Source organism: Ningiella ruwaisensis (genome assembly GCF_004798935.1).
GTDB lineage: Bacteria > Pseudomonadota > Gammaproteobacteria > Enterobacterales > Alteromonadaceae > Glaciecola > Glaciecola ruwaisensis.
On record NZ_RAHT01000001.1, the window covers coordinates 726,292 to 740,405 of the forward strand.

Below are 14,114 nucleotides of genomic sequence, written 5' to 3' on the forward strand. Positions count from 1 at the left end.
ATCCTCTTAGTGGCAGCTTCGCTGCTTACTGCCCTTGACCAAGCTGCAACACTCTGCGGAAAATTCGCTTAGTGGTGTCTGCTACCTGGACATTTGTTTCGTAGGCTTTTGAGGCCGACATCATATCTGCCATCTCTTCTACAATGTTGACATTCGGTTTATAGATGTAGCCATTCTCATCTGCCATTGGATTGCCAGGAGCATATTCAATCTGAAGTGGTTTTTGGCTTTCTACAATGCCCTTTACCTCGACTCCGACGCCTTTGGATTGCTGAGCATTTGCCTGATCCATTGCAGCGGCAAACACAGGATGACGCGCTCGATAGGTCTGGTCATAACTGCTGCTCACGCTATTAGCATTGGCAATGTTACTGGCGGTGGTGTTCAGGCGGACGTTTTCTGCCGCCATACCACTGCTTGAAATATTCATTACATTAAATAAGCTCATTATTGACCTCCACCGCTACTAAGGGCTTTTTTCATACCGCTGAATTTGCCGTTAAGTAGCATCAAGCTAGCTTCATAGCGCATACCGTTTTCTAAAAAGGCATTTCGCTCTGTTTGTACATCTACCGTGTTCCCATCACCTGTATCAGGCTGATTAGGAATTCTAAACTCAGATTCAAATCTTGCATTCTTGGTGCCAGCGATGTGTTTATCGTGTGTACGTATCATTGCAGAGCTGCCAGATTGGGCACCTTGTGCCTGCTGCATCGCTTTTTGAAAATCAATATCGCGGGCTTTGTAGCCTGGGGTATTTGCGTTTGCCAGGTTGCCAGCAATAACTTCCATCTTATCTGCTCTTACTTTAAGCGCGTTATGATGAAAGCCTGCTAGTCGGTCTAAATTAATGGCCATCAGTTAAACCTTAAAACAATATGTGGATCGTGTTGCTTTAGAATGAGCAAGGCTTGTGCCAAAAAATTTGAAGGATATTAAATTTGTGTGACGGAGAGTGTAAAAGAGCTTATTAGCGCTTGGAATAATAAAGGCCGCGAGTACATTTTTCCATTTTAAGTACGTCTTCAGCACCTGAGATAGATTCTGCCGCTCCTAAAATTAAGGCGCCATGAGGTGGCAATAAAGCGGTAAGCTTTTGCAGTATCTTTGCCTTATCGTCATTACTAAAATAAATAAGCACATTTCGGCAAAAGATAAGGTCAAACTTGCCAAAAGAATAAAAGCTATCCATTAGGTTTGCCTGGCGAAATGTCACCAGGCTTTTCAGCTTGTTATTTACCGCTAAACGATTGCAAGTCGTTGGCTCAAAATAACGATTTTGCATTTCAATGGGCAGGCCTCTTGAAATGGCAAGTTCATCATATTTCCCTTCCTTTGCGACATTCAATACGCGCTGTGAAATATCTGAAGCGATAATTTCAACCCCCTCGGCAAACGCGCCTGATTGTTTGCGTAAAAACTCATGAACCGTCATCGCGATGGAGTATGGCTCTTGTCCATAAGAGCATGCGCTGCTCCAAATACGCAGCTTTTTGACCTGTTTGGCTAAATTAGGTAATAAAGTAGAACTGAGTATTTGATAAGGATATTCATCACGAAACCAAAAGGTCTCGTTTGTAGTCATCGACTCGAGTGCTCTATCGGTCAGCCTGGGATTTTGTCCTGACATAGCAGCTTGTATAAAAACATTGATATCAGTAATGTCAAACTCTCGCATGGTTTGCGAGAGCCGACTATTGACTAAATATTGTTTATTGTTGCCTAGCGTAATGCCTAATCGCTGTGCTAAAAAGCGAGAAAATGCAAAATACTGCGCATCATCTACGGTATTTGTCACTTATACCTTGCCTTTCAAATCGGTTTGAAGCCACTTTTGAACGGCAGTTGCCAGCTCATCAGGATGGAATTTCGCAATAAAGTCATCTGCGCCTACTTTTGACACCATGGCCTGATTAAATACCCCAGACAAAGAAGTGTGCAAAATGACATGTAAGCGTGATAACTCTGGCGTATTTTTGATTTCAGCGGTAAGGGTGTAGCCATCCATCTCTGGCATTTCAATATCGGATACCAGAATACCTACTCTGTCTGTTACATCGCCCGTTTCTTCGGCAATTTGCTTGAGACGCTTTAATGCTTCAAGACCATTTTTTGCCATTTCGATTTCCAAGCCTAAAGTATTCAAGGCCTTCTTCACCTGATTACGCGCTACGGATGAATCGTCAGCGATGAATATAATTTTGCCATCACTTTTTGACACATCAACATTTGAAGCAAATTCAGATGATACATCAGTCGATAATGGTGATATTTCATTTAAGATTTTTTCCACATCTAAAATTTCTATCAACTCTTTGTCGACTTCAGTCACCGCAGTTAAATAGCTGGCTTTACCGGCACCGGTTGGTGGCGGCATAATCGCGTCCCAGTTAGTATTGATGATGCGTTCGACCGAGCCAACTAAAAACCCTTGAACTGAGCGATTATATTCAGCAATGATAATAAATGCAGATTTAAGGTCGGCAATTGGAGCGCCGCCCGTTGCCATCGACAAATCAATGACTGAAATCGTTTGACCACGAATGTGTGCCACCCCTCTTACTAAAGCATTTAGCTTTGGGATGGATGTAAGCGGTGGACACTGCAGTACCTCGCGTACTTTAAAAACGTTTATGCCAAAGCGCTGCCGAGAATTAAGGCGAAACAAAAGCAACTCTAATCTATTTTGACCAACGAGCTGCGTACGCTGATTGACCGAATCTAAAATACCTGACATGAAAACCCCCAAAATGGTTCGGCACGATAGTTGCGTAATGCGATATATAAGAAGCAAAGCGACTTATTTATGACGACTGTTGGCAAAAATTTGACAAATGTTGGGTCGTTAAAATAAGTGCGTATTTAAAGGCAGTTTATATATGCATTACATGACACATATTCCGTTATCGACCAAGTTGAGCATTGTCTTTACTTTATTTTTTGTGAGTATGGCTGCAATTGCCAGTCAGCAAACCCACAGAATAATTGAGAAACAGGCAGCTGATTTTGTGCGTGATAGTTTATTGAATTCACCAGGTGAGGACACCCAAATTGAAGTGCGTTCAATCGATCCTCGCATTCAAGTTCCAGTCTGTCCGCAAGGATTCCAATTCGAAAGCCCAAATTTTGATCCACGTTTATCTAATGTTTCTGTAAAAATAAGCTGTCCTGACAAACAGTGGTTTTTATTCACGCACGTTCAGGTTCAAAACATGAAGCAAGTTGTTGTAACAAGCGAAACACTTAGCCCTGGTGCAATGATTAATTCAGGAAACATTCAACTTGCCGATATAGAGCAAAGCCGATTGCGCGGGTCTGCTTTCTATTCTCTTGAAGATATCAGGGGAGCGCGAGTAAAACGCAGAGTAAGACCTGGAACGGTACTGACTGAATCGATGCTTTGTTTCGTCTGTAAAGGAGACAGAGTCACGATAAGCGCAGTTACCGGAAGCTTAAGCATTCAGGTTTATGGCGTGGCTGAGGAAGATGGAACATTAGGAGAAACTATTCAGGTGCGTAATATATCCTCAGACAAAATGGTACTCGCGACGGTAGCTGGCACAGATGAAGTGACCATTAAAATCTGATAGGCCATATTCTGGTATAGGATTTGCTAAGTTCGTGATACACAGTAGTGAAATGTCAATTAAATGCTATGATATTTAAAAGCGACAAAAAAATGTCGCAGTTAGCACTAAAGATTTCAAAAGTGCGGCCGATACAGTTTTCGTAGAGGTAATAAATGGTGGTGCAACTATTATGTCAATAAACAATATAAACAACTCAAACAAATCACAGCTAGATGCTGCGAAGCTTGCTCAACAGCAAAGCCAGACGCAATCATCTGCTAATGAAAAAGCCTCAGCAGCTCGGCAAACCGCTGCACCGGCTAAACAGGATTCTGTGTCTTTAACCCAGTCTGCTCAGCAATTGGCAAATGTGCAGAAAAAAGGGAGTGAAGCACCGGTTAATCAAGAAAAAGTCGATCGCTTGAAAAAGGCAATCAACTCTGGTGAATACCGCGTGAATCCTGAAGTACTTGCAAACAAAATTGCTGTACTTGAATCACAAATTTTAGGCGTAAAATCGTAGAGTAAATTATGAGTACAAGTCTTGAGAATGCTATTGGTAAACAACTCGCACTTTTGTGCGAATTGAAAGCGGTGCTTGAACAAGAGCTACATTTGATAAGCTCTCGTGAGCCCGAAACCTTGATGCAACTTCTGCAAGACAAAGAAGCGTTGTTGGCTGACATCGAATCTCAAGACCAAGCGGTTGAAATTATGTATAACCGCGTTGCGCAAAAGTCTGAGGTTCCTGCGTCATGTCATTCTTTGTTAGAAGACTGCAAAAAAGTGTTGTCTGAATGCAAATATTTAACCGAAATCAATGCGAAATCGGTTGAGCACGGGCAACTACGTTTGGTTCATCTAAGAAACATGATGATGGAACTTCGCGCGAAAGAGTCTATGACCTACGACCGCGCTGGCCGCAGACAAGGCGACCACGCTGGCAAAGGGATCAGCGTTTAAGGTTTCACCGTAACACCACCTCTAAAAAAACGCACTTTTAATAGTGCGTTTTTTGTTTGTGTTTGTGAGTATAAAAGCGGGGAGGAAGGGTTCGGTATTGTAATGTCGCTGTGCGCCATCCATGGCCGCTTGACCAAAGGCATCCATGCCTTTGGACACATTACAATACCGCCCCCTTCCTCCCCACTTCCCTACGCAAAAACTGATTACCTAAAGCGCTGACATTTCGCTATTACTAATGCCAGTATTTAGTAGTAAGTAACGTTTTTAACGCGCTTGGGTTTTGCGGTAGTTAGATATAGATCGTGGACAACTGCCATATCAAGCTCTAATTCAGTCGCATAAGTATCATCACCAACCGGGTAGCTTTTAACGACTCTTGCGCCGCGAATCACTCCTTCCACAGAGGCTTTTAATTGATTATCGCTTAAGATCATATTGGCAAGCGACTGCTCACCATCAATTTTTTGACCGTAGACCTGTTCAGCTAACTCTCTATAGGCATCGAGTTTAGATGCTTTAATTGCCTGTAATCGCTTGCTTGATTCAGTATTGCCCAATTGAGATTGGATTGGCGCGTAGCCCACTGCGCTTAACACCGGGTATGTCTCTGGCTGAATCGTTTCCCACTCCACATGCTTGGCTATCATTGAGCCGCAGCCAGATAATCCAGTACTTAAGCCAATAAGCAAAATGCTCTGCTGAGTAAAAAGCCTAAGCTTTTTAAATGGGCGTCGACTACCCGAATGTTTGATCGATTGATTTAATTTCATAGACTGTCTCTGCTTCGCGCGCACAACTGAAAACAGAATGTCTGCTGTTCAGTTAGGCACTCGCCAAATAAATTATAAGCTTATTTTACTGCAAGTTTTAGCAAGGGCTGTGCCATTGTAAGCTGGTTTACAAATTTATACGTTACTTCATACAAACTCATGCAAAGCGTCTGATTCCATGCATATATGGCACATAACTTGAAAAGCTCAATGGAATACAAAACATGAAAATGTAGTTTGAAAACGAGACACGAAAATGACCTTACAGAGATTAATAGCCATCACGAGCCACGCTTTGCTTTTTATTATCATTGGAGCAAGCCTTTTTGGTCATAGTCGGCAAAGTCATGCCGCTTGGTTTACAGCTAGCGGGCAAGCGATTGTTATTCATGGAGATAGAGAGGCCGCCAGACAAGAGGCAACCGAAGAAGCGATTCGACAAGCACTTCTATTTGCTGGCGCATCGGTAAGCAGCGTGCAGCAAATTAGCAATGGCTTACTTCAGGATGAACAGTTAGAAATACGCGCTTCAGGTGAAGTATCGGCCGTAGAATTGATTGACGAAGTCTATGAAAACGGGATTGTCACCGTCTCCATTCGCGCTGACATTTTTGCAAATAAAACAAAATGCAGCGCTGCTGATTATACCAAGCGAGTGGCTTCAACCTATTTTCCTATTCGCTATCAGGCTCAGGCGGCAAATGGACAACTGCACGCACTTGGAAAAGAAGTCGCGCTAAAATTTCAAGGTTTAATTAACCGTACAAGTGCTCATCTAGCCTTATCGCATTTAGAGCCTTATGTATTTGATTGGCATAAAGCGGATATTGCCAAACAAGCGCGTTACCTGGCCGAAAAAGCAAATTCTCAATACGCCGTGTTTGTCAGCATTGATGATATTTCTGTGGATAAACACAAGCGTTCAGCTTTTGAATTTTATAAAGGTGATCAACAGGTTCGTGCTTTTGATTACACACTCACTTTGGTTGACGGTGCAAGCGGCGAAACCGTATTTACTCAAACATACCGCTCTAAGACCCCTTGGGAATTTGACAGTCGTGCAAGCGTCGATGTTGGCTCTAAAGAATTTTGGCGAAGTCTTTATGGTGAAAATGTTATCAAACAACTCAACAAGGGTTTAAGCGATATTAACGAGTTTGCGCAGTGCGAACCTACTATGGGGCGGGTATTGGCAGTGGCAAATAATCAGGTGCAAATCAACTTGGGACGTAACCATAAAGTCCAGCCGGGAGACAGGCTAACCTTGTTTAATGTTAAACAACTAAGCGACACTTTTGGGCATGAATACAGACAGTTTGTGCTTCACCCTACCCCACTTATTGTTCAACAGGTATTTTCGAATACGGCGACTTTAACAACGGCAGATAATAGCTATATTGGCGATGCACAGCCAAATGATTATGTTGCGAGGCAATAAAGACATTACGATGGGAAAAACACGTATTCGAGAAGAGTGAGCTACTTTTGTTTTTAGCTTCATTAACTCTCTTTGTAAAAAGATTCCATCTAGAAGCTTTGACATAAAGTTTCGGGGGTTTTCAGGTTCTGCATCGAAGTCAGTACCAAGCGTTTAAATAACTGTGTGTTGATAATTAACACTACAGTGATTTTAGAAACAGCTTGAGTCTGCGCTTCTATTTCGTTTACTCTTTTTAAAAATTAGCAAACGTTATGCTGAATCACCATGTCAAACATGCAAATAAACGAAATCGTCATTGTCGGTGGGGGAACTTCCGGTTGGATGACCGCTGCCGCGTTGTCAAATCAATTTGAGCACTTACTTAAAAAGCAATCAATAAGCATTACTTTGATTGAATCTGACGACATCGGAACAGTTGGCGTAGGTGAAGCTACGCTGCCACACTTGCGCTTTTTCAATCAAAAGCTCGGCATCGACGAGCGTGAATTTATGTCTGCCACAAAAGCAACCTACAAGCTGGGCATCGAATTTTGTCATTGGGCACAATTAGGTGATTGCTACATGCATGCCTTCGGTGAATATGGAAAACGCCACCAAAATATCGAATTTCATCAATGGTGGCTGCGCGCAAAAGATTTGATGCTTGCTAAAGACATAACACAGTACTCCATGGCTGCGATTGCGGCAAAAAACAACAAATTCCAGCATCCAAAGCCCGATCAAAACTCAATGCTTTCTCGATTTAATTATGCATATCACATAGATGCTGGGCTATACGCGAAATTTTTGCGAGATTACTCACACCAGAGAGGTGTTGTCAGAATTGAAGGTAAAATTTCACAAGTTAAACAGGCTGGTGACTCTGGTTTTATTCAATCGCTTTGTCTTGATTCTGGTCAAATCATTGACGGTGATCTCTTTATTGATTGCTCAGGGTTTAAAGGGCTTTTGATTTCAGAAAGTTTAAAGGTCAAATATCATGATTGGTCGCACTATCTTCCATGTGATAGTGCACAGGCGGTGCCGTCCGAGCGGCCTGACACATTAATTACCTACACAAGGGCAAGTGCAAGGAGCGCAGGTTGGCAGTGGAGAATTCCATTACAACACCGTACAGGAAATGGCTACGTTTATTGCTCTTCATTTTGTGAAGACCAACATGCGCAAGATGAGCTTTTGATGCACTTAGATGGCAATCCAATTAGAGAGCCAATTCAACTTAGGTTTATCACCGGAAAGCGCGACAAATTCTGGGACAAGAATGTTGTCTCAATTGGCTTGTCAGGCGGTTTTATGGAACCACTCGAATCAACCAGTATTTATTTGATTCAAGAGGCAATTGGCAATCTTATTGACTTGTTTCCTGACGCAGATTTCAGCGCAGAGCTGCAAAATGAATTCAATCGTCTGATGGACGAAGAGTTTTACCACATAAGAGACTTTCTGATTGCTCACTATCATGTTAATAATCGCGACGACAGCGATTTTTGGCGCTATGTTCGAAATATGCAAATTCCCGATACGTTGGCGCATAAACTTTCTGTGTTTGAGACACAAGGCCATATTGTCAATTATGGTCAGGGAGAGTTTCTGGCCCCAAGTTGGCTTGCTGTATTAATTGGTCAAAAGCTCAAAATTAAACATTATCATCCTTCGGTAGATGTTTTGGATACAACTGAATTGACGAACATGATGGAAAATATTGAAAACGACATTTACATCAATGCGGCTGCCATGAAAAATCATGAGGATAGTCTAATGTCATTTTTAGCCAACAAATCAAGCAAGGAATATGAACTTTACAGTCGCTTGAGAGCATCCAAGTCTCTGTATGGAACCACTGAAAAATGAAAAAAGTCGTTATTTTAGGGCAATCTTCTGAGGCTGTTTTATATGCAATTGCAATCAAGGTCCGCTTATCGTGTGAAGTGATTTTGATCAAAGATATAAATCAACCTGAACCACATCGCTATATTGAAACGCTTTTACCGGATACTCTGCGTATATTAAATCAATTGGGCTTGAAGGAGCAGCAATGGTTACCTGAAGTGGATGGTGTTTATTGTACGGCGATAGAAGTCACAACAGCGGATGCCTACAATGTAATGTTGCCATTCTCGCCAATTGGCACAAACATCAACGGACTTGATTTTCACTCGGTCGCATTTAATACCCTAAATAAAATTAATGGTAAAGAATTTGAAGCATTTTCATTGGGTGCTCAGATGTCAAGAAAAGGGAAGTTTGTTCATCCTGTCAATGATGATAACTCCGTTTTAAGCAGCTTCGATTACGGTGTAAATGTCGATAACATCAAATTCGCTCATTTCCTGAATGCATATGCTAAATATCTAAACATAGAAATTATTCATGCTGATACACTAAGCTTTGACTGGGCGTTTTGTGAAAACGCCAGTGAAAATCAAGTGAAAACCTTGCGCTGTAATACGTCAAGCAAAGATGTTTTAGAGGTCCACAACATTGATTTCCTCATTGATAGTGCCGAATCTTCTTACACGTTACGCGCTGATGCGCAGCTTGATAACATCTTCGAAAACGATATAAGCCCCTCAATTCAACGGCAAGTTTCGATGTCAGTAGAAGTAAATAGCCCGCGATTGTTCAGTCCTCAGTGTCTCAGTCTGGAGGTTGGCCAGTTGTTCATAAGAGCGAGTTCGAAGACTCTCTGCCTTCAACTTTTTCTGCAAGACGGTGTTTCGTTGATTGACGGGGAGACGGCTCTTAGGAAATTTGCAAGCTCTTATCCTTACCTACCCTTAATCAATGACGAGATTGCGAAAGGTAAAGTCAATACAGTTATTTCGTCAAAGCAACCTTTAAAGTCATTGCCTTGGCAAGCCAATGTTATCAAGGCAAGCAATTTATATGAGCTTTGTCCAGTTTTACAAGGGAGTATTGCCTTACATTTGGAAAACGTGATGAGCTTTATAGACCTTGCGCCAAACACATCAGCACACAGCAGTCTTCGAAATGAATACAATCGACAATTTGTTGTACGACACAATGAATACAATAGCTTTGCAGAGTTAGTTATTCATCTGATGAGCAAAAAACAAGCCGCTAAATTAAAGAGCGAGAAAGCGAGCCGTGTACTAAAGCTTTATCAAAATACCGGACGATATATGAGTGAAGCTAATCAAGTAGTCGATAATACATATTGGTTAAATATACTTCTTGTTTTAGCAGGCTCACCAAATAATTACAATAAAATGCTCGCTATACCTTCTGAAACGAGAGATATATTAGAGAGAATTAAAAACATTATTTCAGTTACGTGTGAGCAATTACCCGAAACAAATGTCTATATGAAGCATTTATTAAATCAATAGACGCTACTTAGTGAATTAATCATGTTGTTAATAGTTTGTAATTTTTTCAACATGAAAGAGGTATTACAAGAGTAATTTCTGGTTTTTATAGATGCTGCGCCAAATGCAGACTTTCTTGCATTCTTCTCAAATAGAAACACGAACGAATCGTTACGATATTTAACAATTCTCATTTATTTAACTCAAGACAAGTCAAAACTAATGATTGCGATGGACATTGTAGAGGTTTTACAAATAGGACTGACAGGCTGGTATCCATGTATGTTCTGAAACGATTAAACCTTAAAGATCGTTCTTTTCTAACGTTGCTTTTTTTCACTTAAATTTTATGATTTTTACTTAGCATTTTAAGAAAAGACGGCAATTTCACGAATTTTTCGACAAAAAAGCTTAAAAAGTTGCATAGCTTGCTGAATTTGTATCACCTTTCTCGTTTATGAATTTTTACCTCTATTACATATTGTTTACATTTTCAATGCTATCGTTTAGTTTGCTAGTACGTTGAAGCGTTCAACGGACGTAATTGATAAATTGTACACACACTCGATTCATCAGTTACTCGAAAGGAATAAATAACATCGAGTGAGTTTTTTGCTCTTCGAAGCAACATTTTCTTAAAGGCGATGGGCTCACTCTTCATTGATGTTTGATAATCAATAATCGGAGTATTTATGGCTAGGCACATAAAACCAAACACACATTCGCAAAAAAACCGTTTTAGAAAGAGTCTTTTGGCTTTAGCTATAGCCGGTCTGACATCAGGCGCGGTAATGGCACAAGAACAAGAGGAACAAAACCCGTCCGACGAAGAAAGCATGACAGAGACTATTGAAGTCAAAGGTCAGCGCGGTAACTTAATGAGAGCAGCCGATTTAAAACGAAATGCTGACACATTCTTGGACGCCATTGATGCCACAGATATCTCTTCTTTACCCGATACAAGTATTACAGAGGCCTTGCAACGTGTGCCTGGCGTTGCGATTGAACGTTTTGCAGCAAGAAATGACCCCGACCACTTTAGTGTAGAGGGTACCGGAGTCGTCATACGCGGTTTAACGCAAACTCGCAGTGAATTTAACGGACGTGATACCTTTAGCGCCAACAGTGGCCGTGGTCTGAGCTTTCAAGACGTGCCTCCCGAATTAGTTGGCTCAGTACAAGTATTTAAGAACCAAACCGCTGAAATGGTTGAGGGAGGTTTATCAGGTACGATTAACTTAACAACTCGAAAAGCTTTCGACAATCCAGACCGCTTATTCGCCTTTAATACGGAATATTCTTACGGCGATTTACGTGAAGAAGGCGCTGGTCAGTTTTCGCTACTGTTTAGCGATCGATGGAACACCGACATTGGTGAATTTGGGTTTTTGATTAACTATACTCATGCTGAAAACAAATTCCAGTCAGACGGCATTCAGAGCGCCGTACAATGGGATAACCGCGCAATTCTTGATCCTCTTGTAAATGATGCACGAACCGGAAATGCGGCATGGATTTTGGGAAATGTAACTGATTCTAATGGTAATGAGGTGATTGACGCCTCTGGTAATCCGATACCTCAGCGAACGGTTCGTGGTGCAGGCGCAAGACAAAAAATAGATGATCGTGAACGCGATGGCGGTTCACTTTCATTACAATGGCGTTCACCTGATGAAAATACACTAGTAACCGCGGAATATATTCGTTCTGATTCATCCCTAGAATGGCAAGAACGAGTCATTGAGTATCAGCGTAACGACGATGCAGTGCTAATTCCAGTAGAAGGCTCACCTCTTATTTTTGATGCGCATGGATATATGGTAGAGGGCTTTCAGACAGCCGTTGCTGAGTATCGCTCCAGTGATTTCAATGGTGATGAATTCGGCCGCATGCCAAACACAACAACTTGGGATGGTTCAGTAGAAGGTATGACACCTTACGGTGGACTTATTGAAACTAGCACTCGCTTCAGGCACGATGAGAACCTTGTTGAAGACATATCGTTGAATATTCAACATGTCTATGACGACTCTTGGTTTTTAGAATTTGACGTGCAACGTGTTGAAGCAAGCCAATCAACGTTAGATAATTCCGTTTTTATTGGCCAAGGCGCTGTTGTTTATTATAAAGATAACGGTGACGATATTGCTGATATTGGTTTTTATGACCCTTATTGGGTGCCTGATGCAGACTTTGAAGGTCAATTAGGATTGGATAGCCCCAATAATGCACATTGGCGTGCAAGTATGCCTCACATTACTGATAATGAAGGTGAGTCGACGGCTTTCCAATTTGATGCAAAAAAAGTATTTGATTCAGGGTTTATCGAATCCATCAAGTTCGGTGCTAGACGTGCAGAGCGTGAACAAACTAACCGAGCGACCGATTATAGCGATGCGTGGCGAGGACTCAAACCACACTGGTCTCAGAACGATGGTCCAGGCTGGGTAAATTTAAATACACCGGAAATTCAGGCCTTAGCAAGATACTACGAAGTCGTTGATTTATCTGATATGAACGATGGTGCCATAGTAGCGGGCGGACGGTTTATTGCACCGACTATGGAACTTGTGAAAAATTACGGTGTACCCGAATATTCTAATTTACTAAAAAATCTGTCAGAAATTTCCTTACCGGGTGATTCTTATCGCTTACTCAACGAGCGAGAGGGAACAGTCGATGGAGGCGATTTCTTGCGCGATGAAATTAACGATATCGAAGAAACCAATACCGGTATTTATTTACAAGCAAATTATAATTTTGAACTTGGAGATACATATATAGACGGTAACTTTGGTGTTCGGTATGTTGAAACGGATTTTATAACCAACGGTTTCGTTTTATTCCCCGATTACACGCTAGAAAGATTTGAAAATGAAACTCCCCCAGGCGAAGTTTTGGATCCGAGAAGGATTCCGGAGTTAAACTTACCCGCAGATGACCGATCCTTTGGTTCTGGTATCTCAGCGCCTACGACCTTTGAAAGCACATTCACTAAAGCATTGCCAAGCTTTAACATACGTGCAGAAATAGATGAAGGAATGTACCTTCGTTTTGCAGCGTCTAAAGCCGTAGCGTATCCATCATTAGGAAATAGACGTGCATTCTTGACAGTGGGTGCTGAAACGATTGATGTAGAACGTGTTCCTCTTTTTGACGAAAACGGAGACATATTACTTGATGAGGACGGCGATCCGATTCAGGTTATCGAAAACGCCGAAGTCAGTTTTTATCGGGCAAGCGGCGGTAATCCAGGCTTAAAACCAATGGAGTCTATCAATTTGGATGCATCTTACGAGTGGTACTTTGATGATGCAAACAGCTTGACAGTATCGTTGTTTTACAAAGATCTCAAAAACTTCTTTGTGAATGGACAGCGTAGTGAAACGATTACGAATCCAGAAACCGGCGTAACCCGAGATGTAATCATCAATGGTGCAACAAATGGTGATGATGGAAGTATGCGTGGTTTCGAGATAGCCTATCAGCAGTTCTTTAATATGTTACCTGAACCATTTGATGGCATAGGCGTTCAAGCAAACTATACGCGACTTAGTTCTAAAGGTGTTCCTAATGCCAATTTGGAAAATGGTGTCGCATTAGATGAAAATATCGATGAAACGCTTCCTTTGGAGCAATTATCCGACCATACAGCTAACTTTGTACTGATGTATGAAAAATTTGGTGTGAGTGCACGCCTTGCTTATAACTGGCGTTCTGAGTTCTTGCTGACCAGTCGGGATGTAATTACAAGAAAACCTGTATTTAATGAAGCAACTGGGCAACTGGATGGTTCTATATTTTATAGTGTTTCAGAAAACATCGATATAGGTATTCAGGCAGTAAACCTGCTCGACGAAACCATTCATTTGACTATGTTACAAGACGGGAAACGATTAAACCGATCATGGTTTAATAATGACCGCAGATTCTCGCTTATTGTGAGAGGTAACTTCTAGTCGAACTATGAGTTGCTTATTGTAAAGGTAAAATGCAATATACTGAGAAGGTATATTGCATTTTTATATTTAGCTGAACC

12 protein-coding genes are annotated in these 14,114 nt (G+C 41.5%); 7 read left to right on the forward strand and 5 right to left on the reverse strand.

All coding sequences use genetic code 11. From position 1 onward, the window contains the following. Positions 1-25: 25 nt before the first annotated feature. The 4 genes from flgC to D6V41_RS03170 all read right to left on the reverse strand — a co-directional run bounded on the left by flgC (position 26) and on the right by D6V41_RS03170 (position 2,737). Positions 26-448 carry a flagellar basal body rod protein FlgC gene (gene flgC, locus D6V41_RS03155; RefSeq protein WP_136249990.1) on the reverse strand — a complete coding sequence of 141 codons (423 nt, stop codon included), beginning with the start codon at positions 446-448 and terminating at the stop codon, positions 26-28. After that, positions 448-858 carry a flagellar basal body rod protein FlgB gene (flgB, locus tag D6V41_RS03160; protein ID WP_136249991.1) on the reverse strand — a complete coding sequence of 137 codons (411 nt, stop codon included), beginning with the start codon at positions 856-858 and terminating at the stop codon, positions 448-450. The genes flgC and flgB overlap by 1 nt, the downstream gene beginning before the upstream one ends. A gap of 112 nt (positions 859-970) precedes the next feature. Further along, positions 971-1,798 (reverse strand): CheR family methyltransferase, encoded by an 828-nt coding sequence (locus tag D6V41_RS03165; protein ID WP_136249992.1) that lies wholly within the window; start codon positions 1,796-1,798, stop codon positions 971-973. After that, positions 1,799-2,737, reverse strand: coding sequence for a chemotaxis protein CheV (locus D6V41_RS03170; protein WP_136249993.1), 939 nt, complete (start codon positions 2,735-2,737; stop codon positions 1,799-1,801). A 142-nt stretch (positions 2,738-2,879) separates the two neighbouring features. Here D6V41_RS03170 and flgA point away from each other — a divergent pair, with 142 nt between their 5' ends. The 3 genes from flgA (at position 2,880) to flgN (ending at position 4,532) form a co-directional block, all read left to right on the forward strand. After that, complete coding sequence (flgA, locus tag D6V41_RS03175; RefSeq protein ID WP_136249994.1) at positions 2,880-3,587, forward strand: flagellar basal body P-ring formation chaperone FlgA; 708 nt, start codon at positions 2,880-2,882, stop codon at positions 3,585-3,587. A gap of 172 nt (positions 3,588-3,759) precedes the next feature. Next, entirely contained in the window at positions 3,760-4,092 is a 333-nt protein-coding gene (gene flgM, locus D6V41_RS03180) for a flagellar biosynthesis anti-sigma factor FlgM (protein WP_136249995.1), read from the forward strand. An 8-nt stretch (positions 4,093-4,100) separates the two neighbouring features. Further along, positions 4,101-4,532 carry a flagellar export chaperone FlgN gene (gene flgN, locus D6V41_RS03185; protein ID WP_136249996.1) on the forward strand — a complete coding sequence of 144 codons (432 nt, stop codon included), beginning with the start codon at positions 4,101-4,103 and terminating at the stop codon, positions 4,530-4,532. Between the two features lie 248 nt (positions 4,533-4,780). Here flgN and D6V41_RS03190 read toward each other — a convergent pair whose 3' ends face one another. Further along, entirely contained in the window at positions 4,781-5,305 is a 525-nt protein-coding gene (locus D6V41_RS03190; RefSeq protein ID WP_168710946.1) for an LPP20 family lipoprotein, read from the reverse strand. Positions 5,306-5,561: 256 nt separating this feature from the next. On the opposite strand from D6V41_RS03190, the gene D6V41_RS03195 reads away from it, so the two are divergent. The 4 genes from D6V41_RS03195 (at position 5,562) to D6V41_RS03210 (ending at position 14,034) form a co-directional block, all read left to right on the forward strand. Beyond that, on the forward strand, positions 5,562-6,743 hold the full coding sequence (locus D6V41_RS03195; protein ID WP_136249997.1) for a flagella assembly protein FlgT: 1,182 nt from the start codon (positions 5,562-5,564) through the stop codon (positions 6,741-6,743). Positions 6,744-7,010: 267 nt separating this feature from the next. Further along, complete coding sequence (locus D6V41_RS03200; protein ID WP_136249998.1) at positions 7,011-8,597, forward strand: tryptophan halogenase family protein; 1,587 nt, start codon at positions 7,011-7,013, stop codon at positions 8,595-8,597. Beyond that, positions 8,594-10,096 carry a tryptophan 7-halogenase gene (locus tag D6V41_RS03205; protein WP_136249999.1) on the forward strand — a complete coding sequence of 501 codons (1,503 nt, stop codon included), beginning with the start codon at positions 8,594-8,596 and terminating at the stop codon, positions 10,094-10,096. The genes D6V41_RS03200 and D6V41_RS03205 overlap by 4 nt, the downstream gene beginning before the upstream one ends. Before the next feature lie 671 nt (positions 10,097-10,767). Continuing rightward, positions 10,768-14,034: a TonB-dependent receptor gene (locus tag D6V41_RS03210; protein ID WP_136250000.1), complete on the forward strand. Its 3,267-nt coding sequence runs from the start codon at positions 10,768-10,770 to the stop codon at positions 14,032-14,034. Positions 14,035-14,114 lie beyond the last annotated feature (80 nt).

Excerpts from the sequence above, each read along its gene's own strand:
- flgC (WP_136249990.1), bottom strand. The coding sequence starts at position 448 with ATGAGCTTATTTAATGTAATGAATATTTCAAGCAGTGGTATGGCGGCA.
- flgB (WP_136249991.1), bottom strand. The coding sequence starts at position 858 with ATGGCCATTAATTTAGACCGACTAGCAGGCTTTCATCATAACGCGCTT.
- D6V41_RS03170 (WP_136249993.1), bottom strand. The coding sequence starts at position 2,737 with ATGTCAGGTATTTTAGATTCGGTCAATCAGCGTACGCAGCTCGTTGGT.
- flgA (WP_136249994.1), top strand. The coding sequence starts at position 2,880 with ATGCATTACATGACACATATTCCGTTATCGACCAAGTTGAGCATTGTC.
- flgM (WP_136249995.1), top strand. The coding sequence starts at position 3,760 with ATGTCAATAAACAATATAAACAACTCAAACAAATCACAGCTAGATGCT.
- flgN (WP_136249996.1), top strand. The coding sequence starts at position 4,101 with ATGAGTACAAGTCTTGAGAATGCTATTGGTAAACAACTCGCACTTTTG.
- D6V41_RS03190 (WP_168710946.1), bottom strand. The coding sequence starts at position 5,305 with ATGAAATTAAATCAATCGATCAAACATTCGGGTAGTCGACGCCCATTT.
- D6V41_RS03195 (WP_136249997.1), top strand. The coding sequence starts at position 5,562 with ATGACCTTACAGAGATTAATAGCCATCACGAGCCACGCTTTGCTTTTT.
- D6V41_RS03200 (WP_136249998.1), top strand. The coding sequence starts at position 7,011 with ATGTCAAACATGCAAATAAACGAAATCGTCATTGTCGGTGGGGGAACT.
- D6V41_RS03205 (WP_136249999.1), top strand. The coding sequence starts at position 8,594 with ATGAAAAAAGTCGTTATTTTAGGGCAATCTTCTGAGGCTGTTTTATAT.
- D6V41_RS03210 (WP_136250000.1), top strand. The coding sequence starts at position 10,768 with ATGGCTAGGCACATAAAACCAAACACACATTCGCAAAAAAACCGTTTT.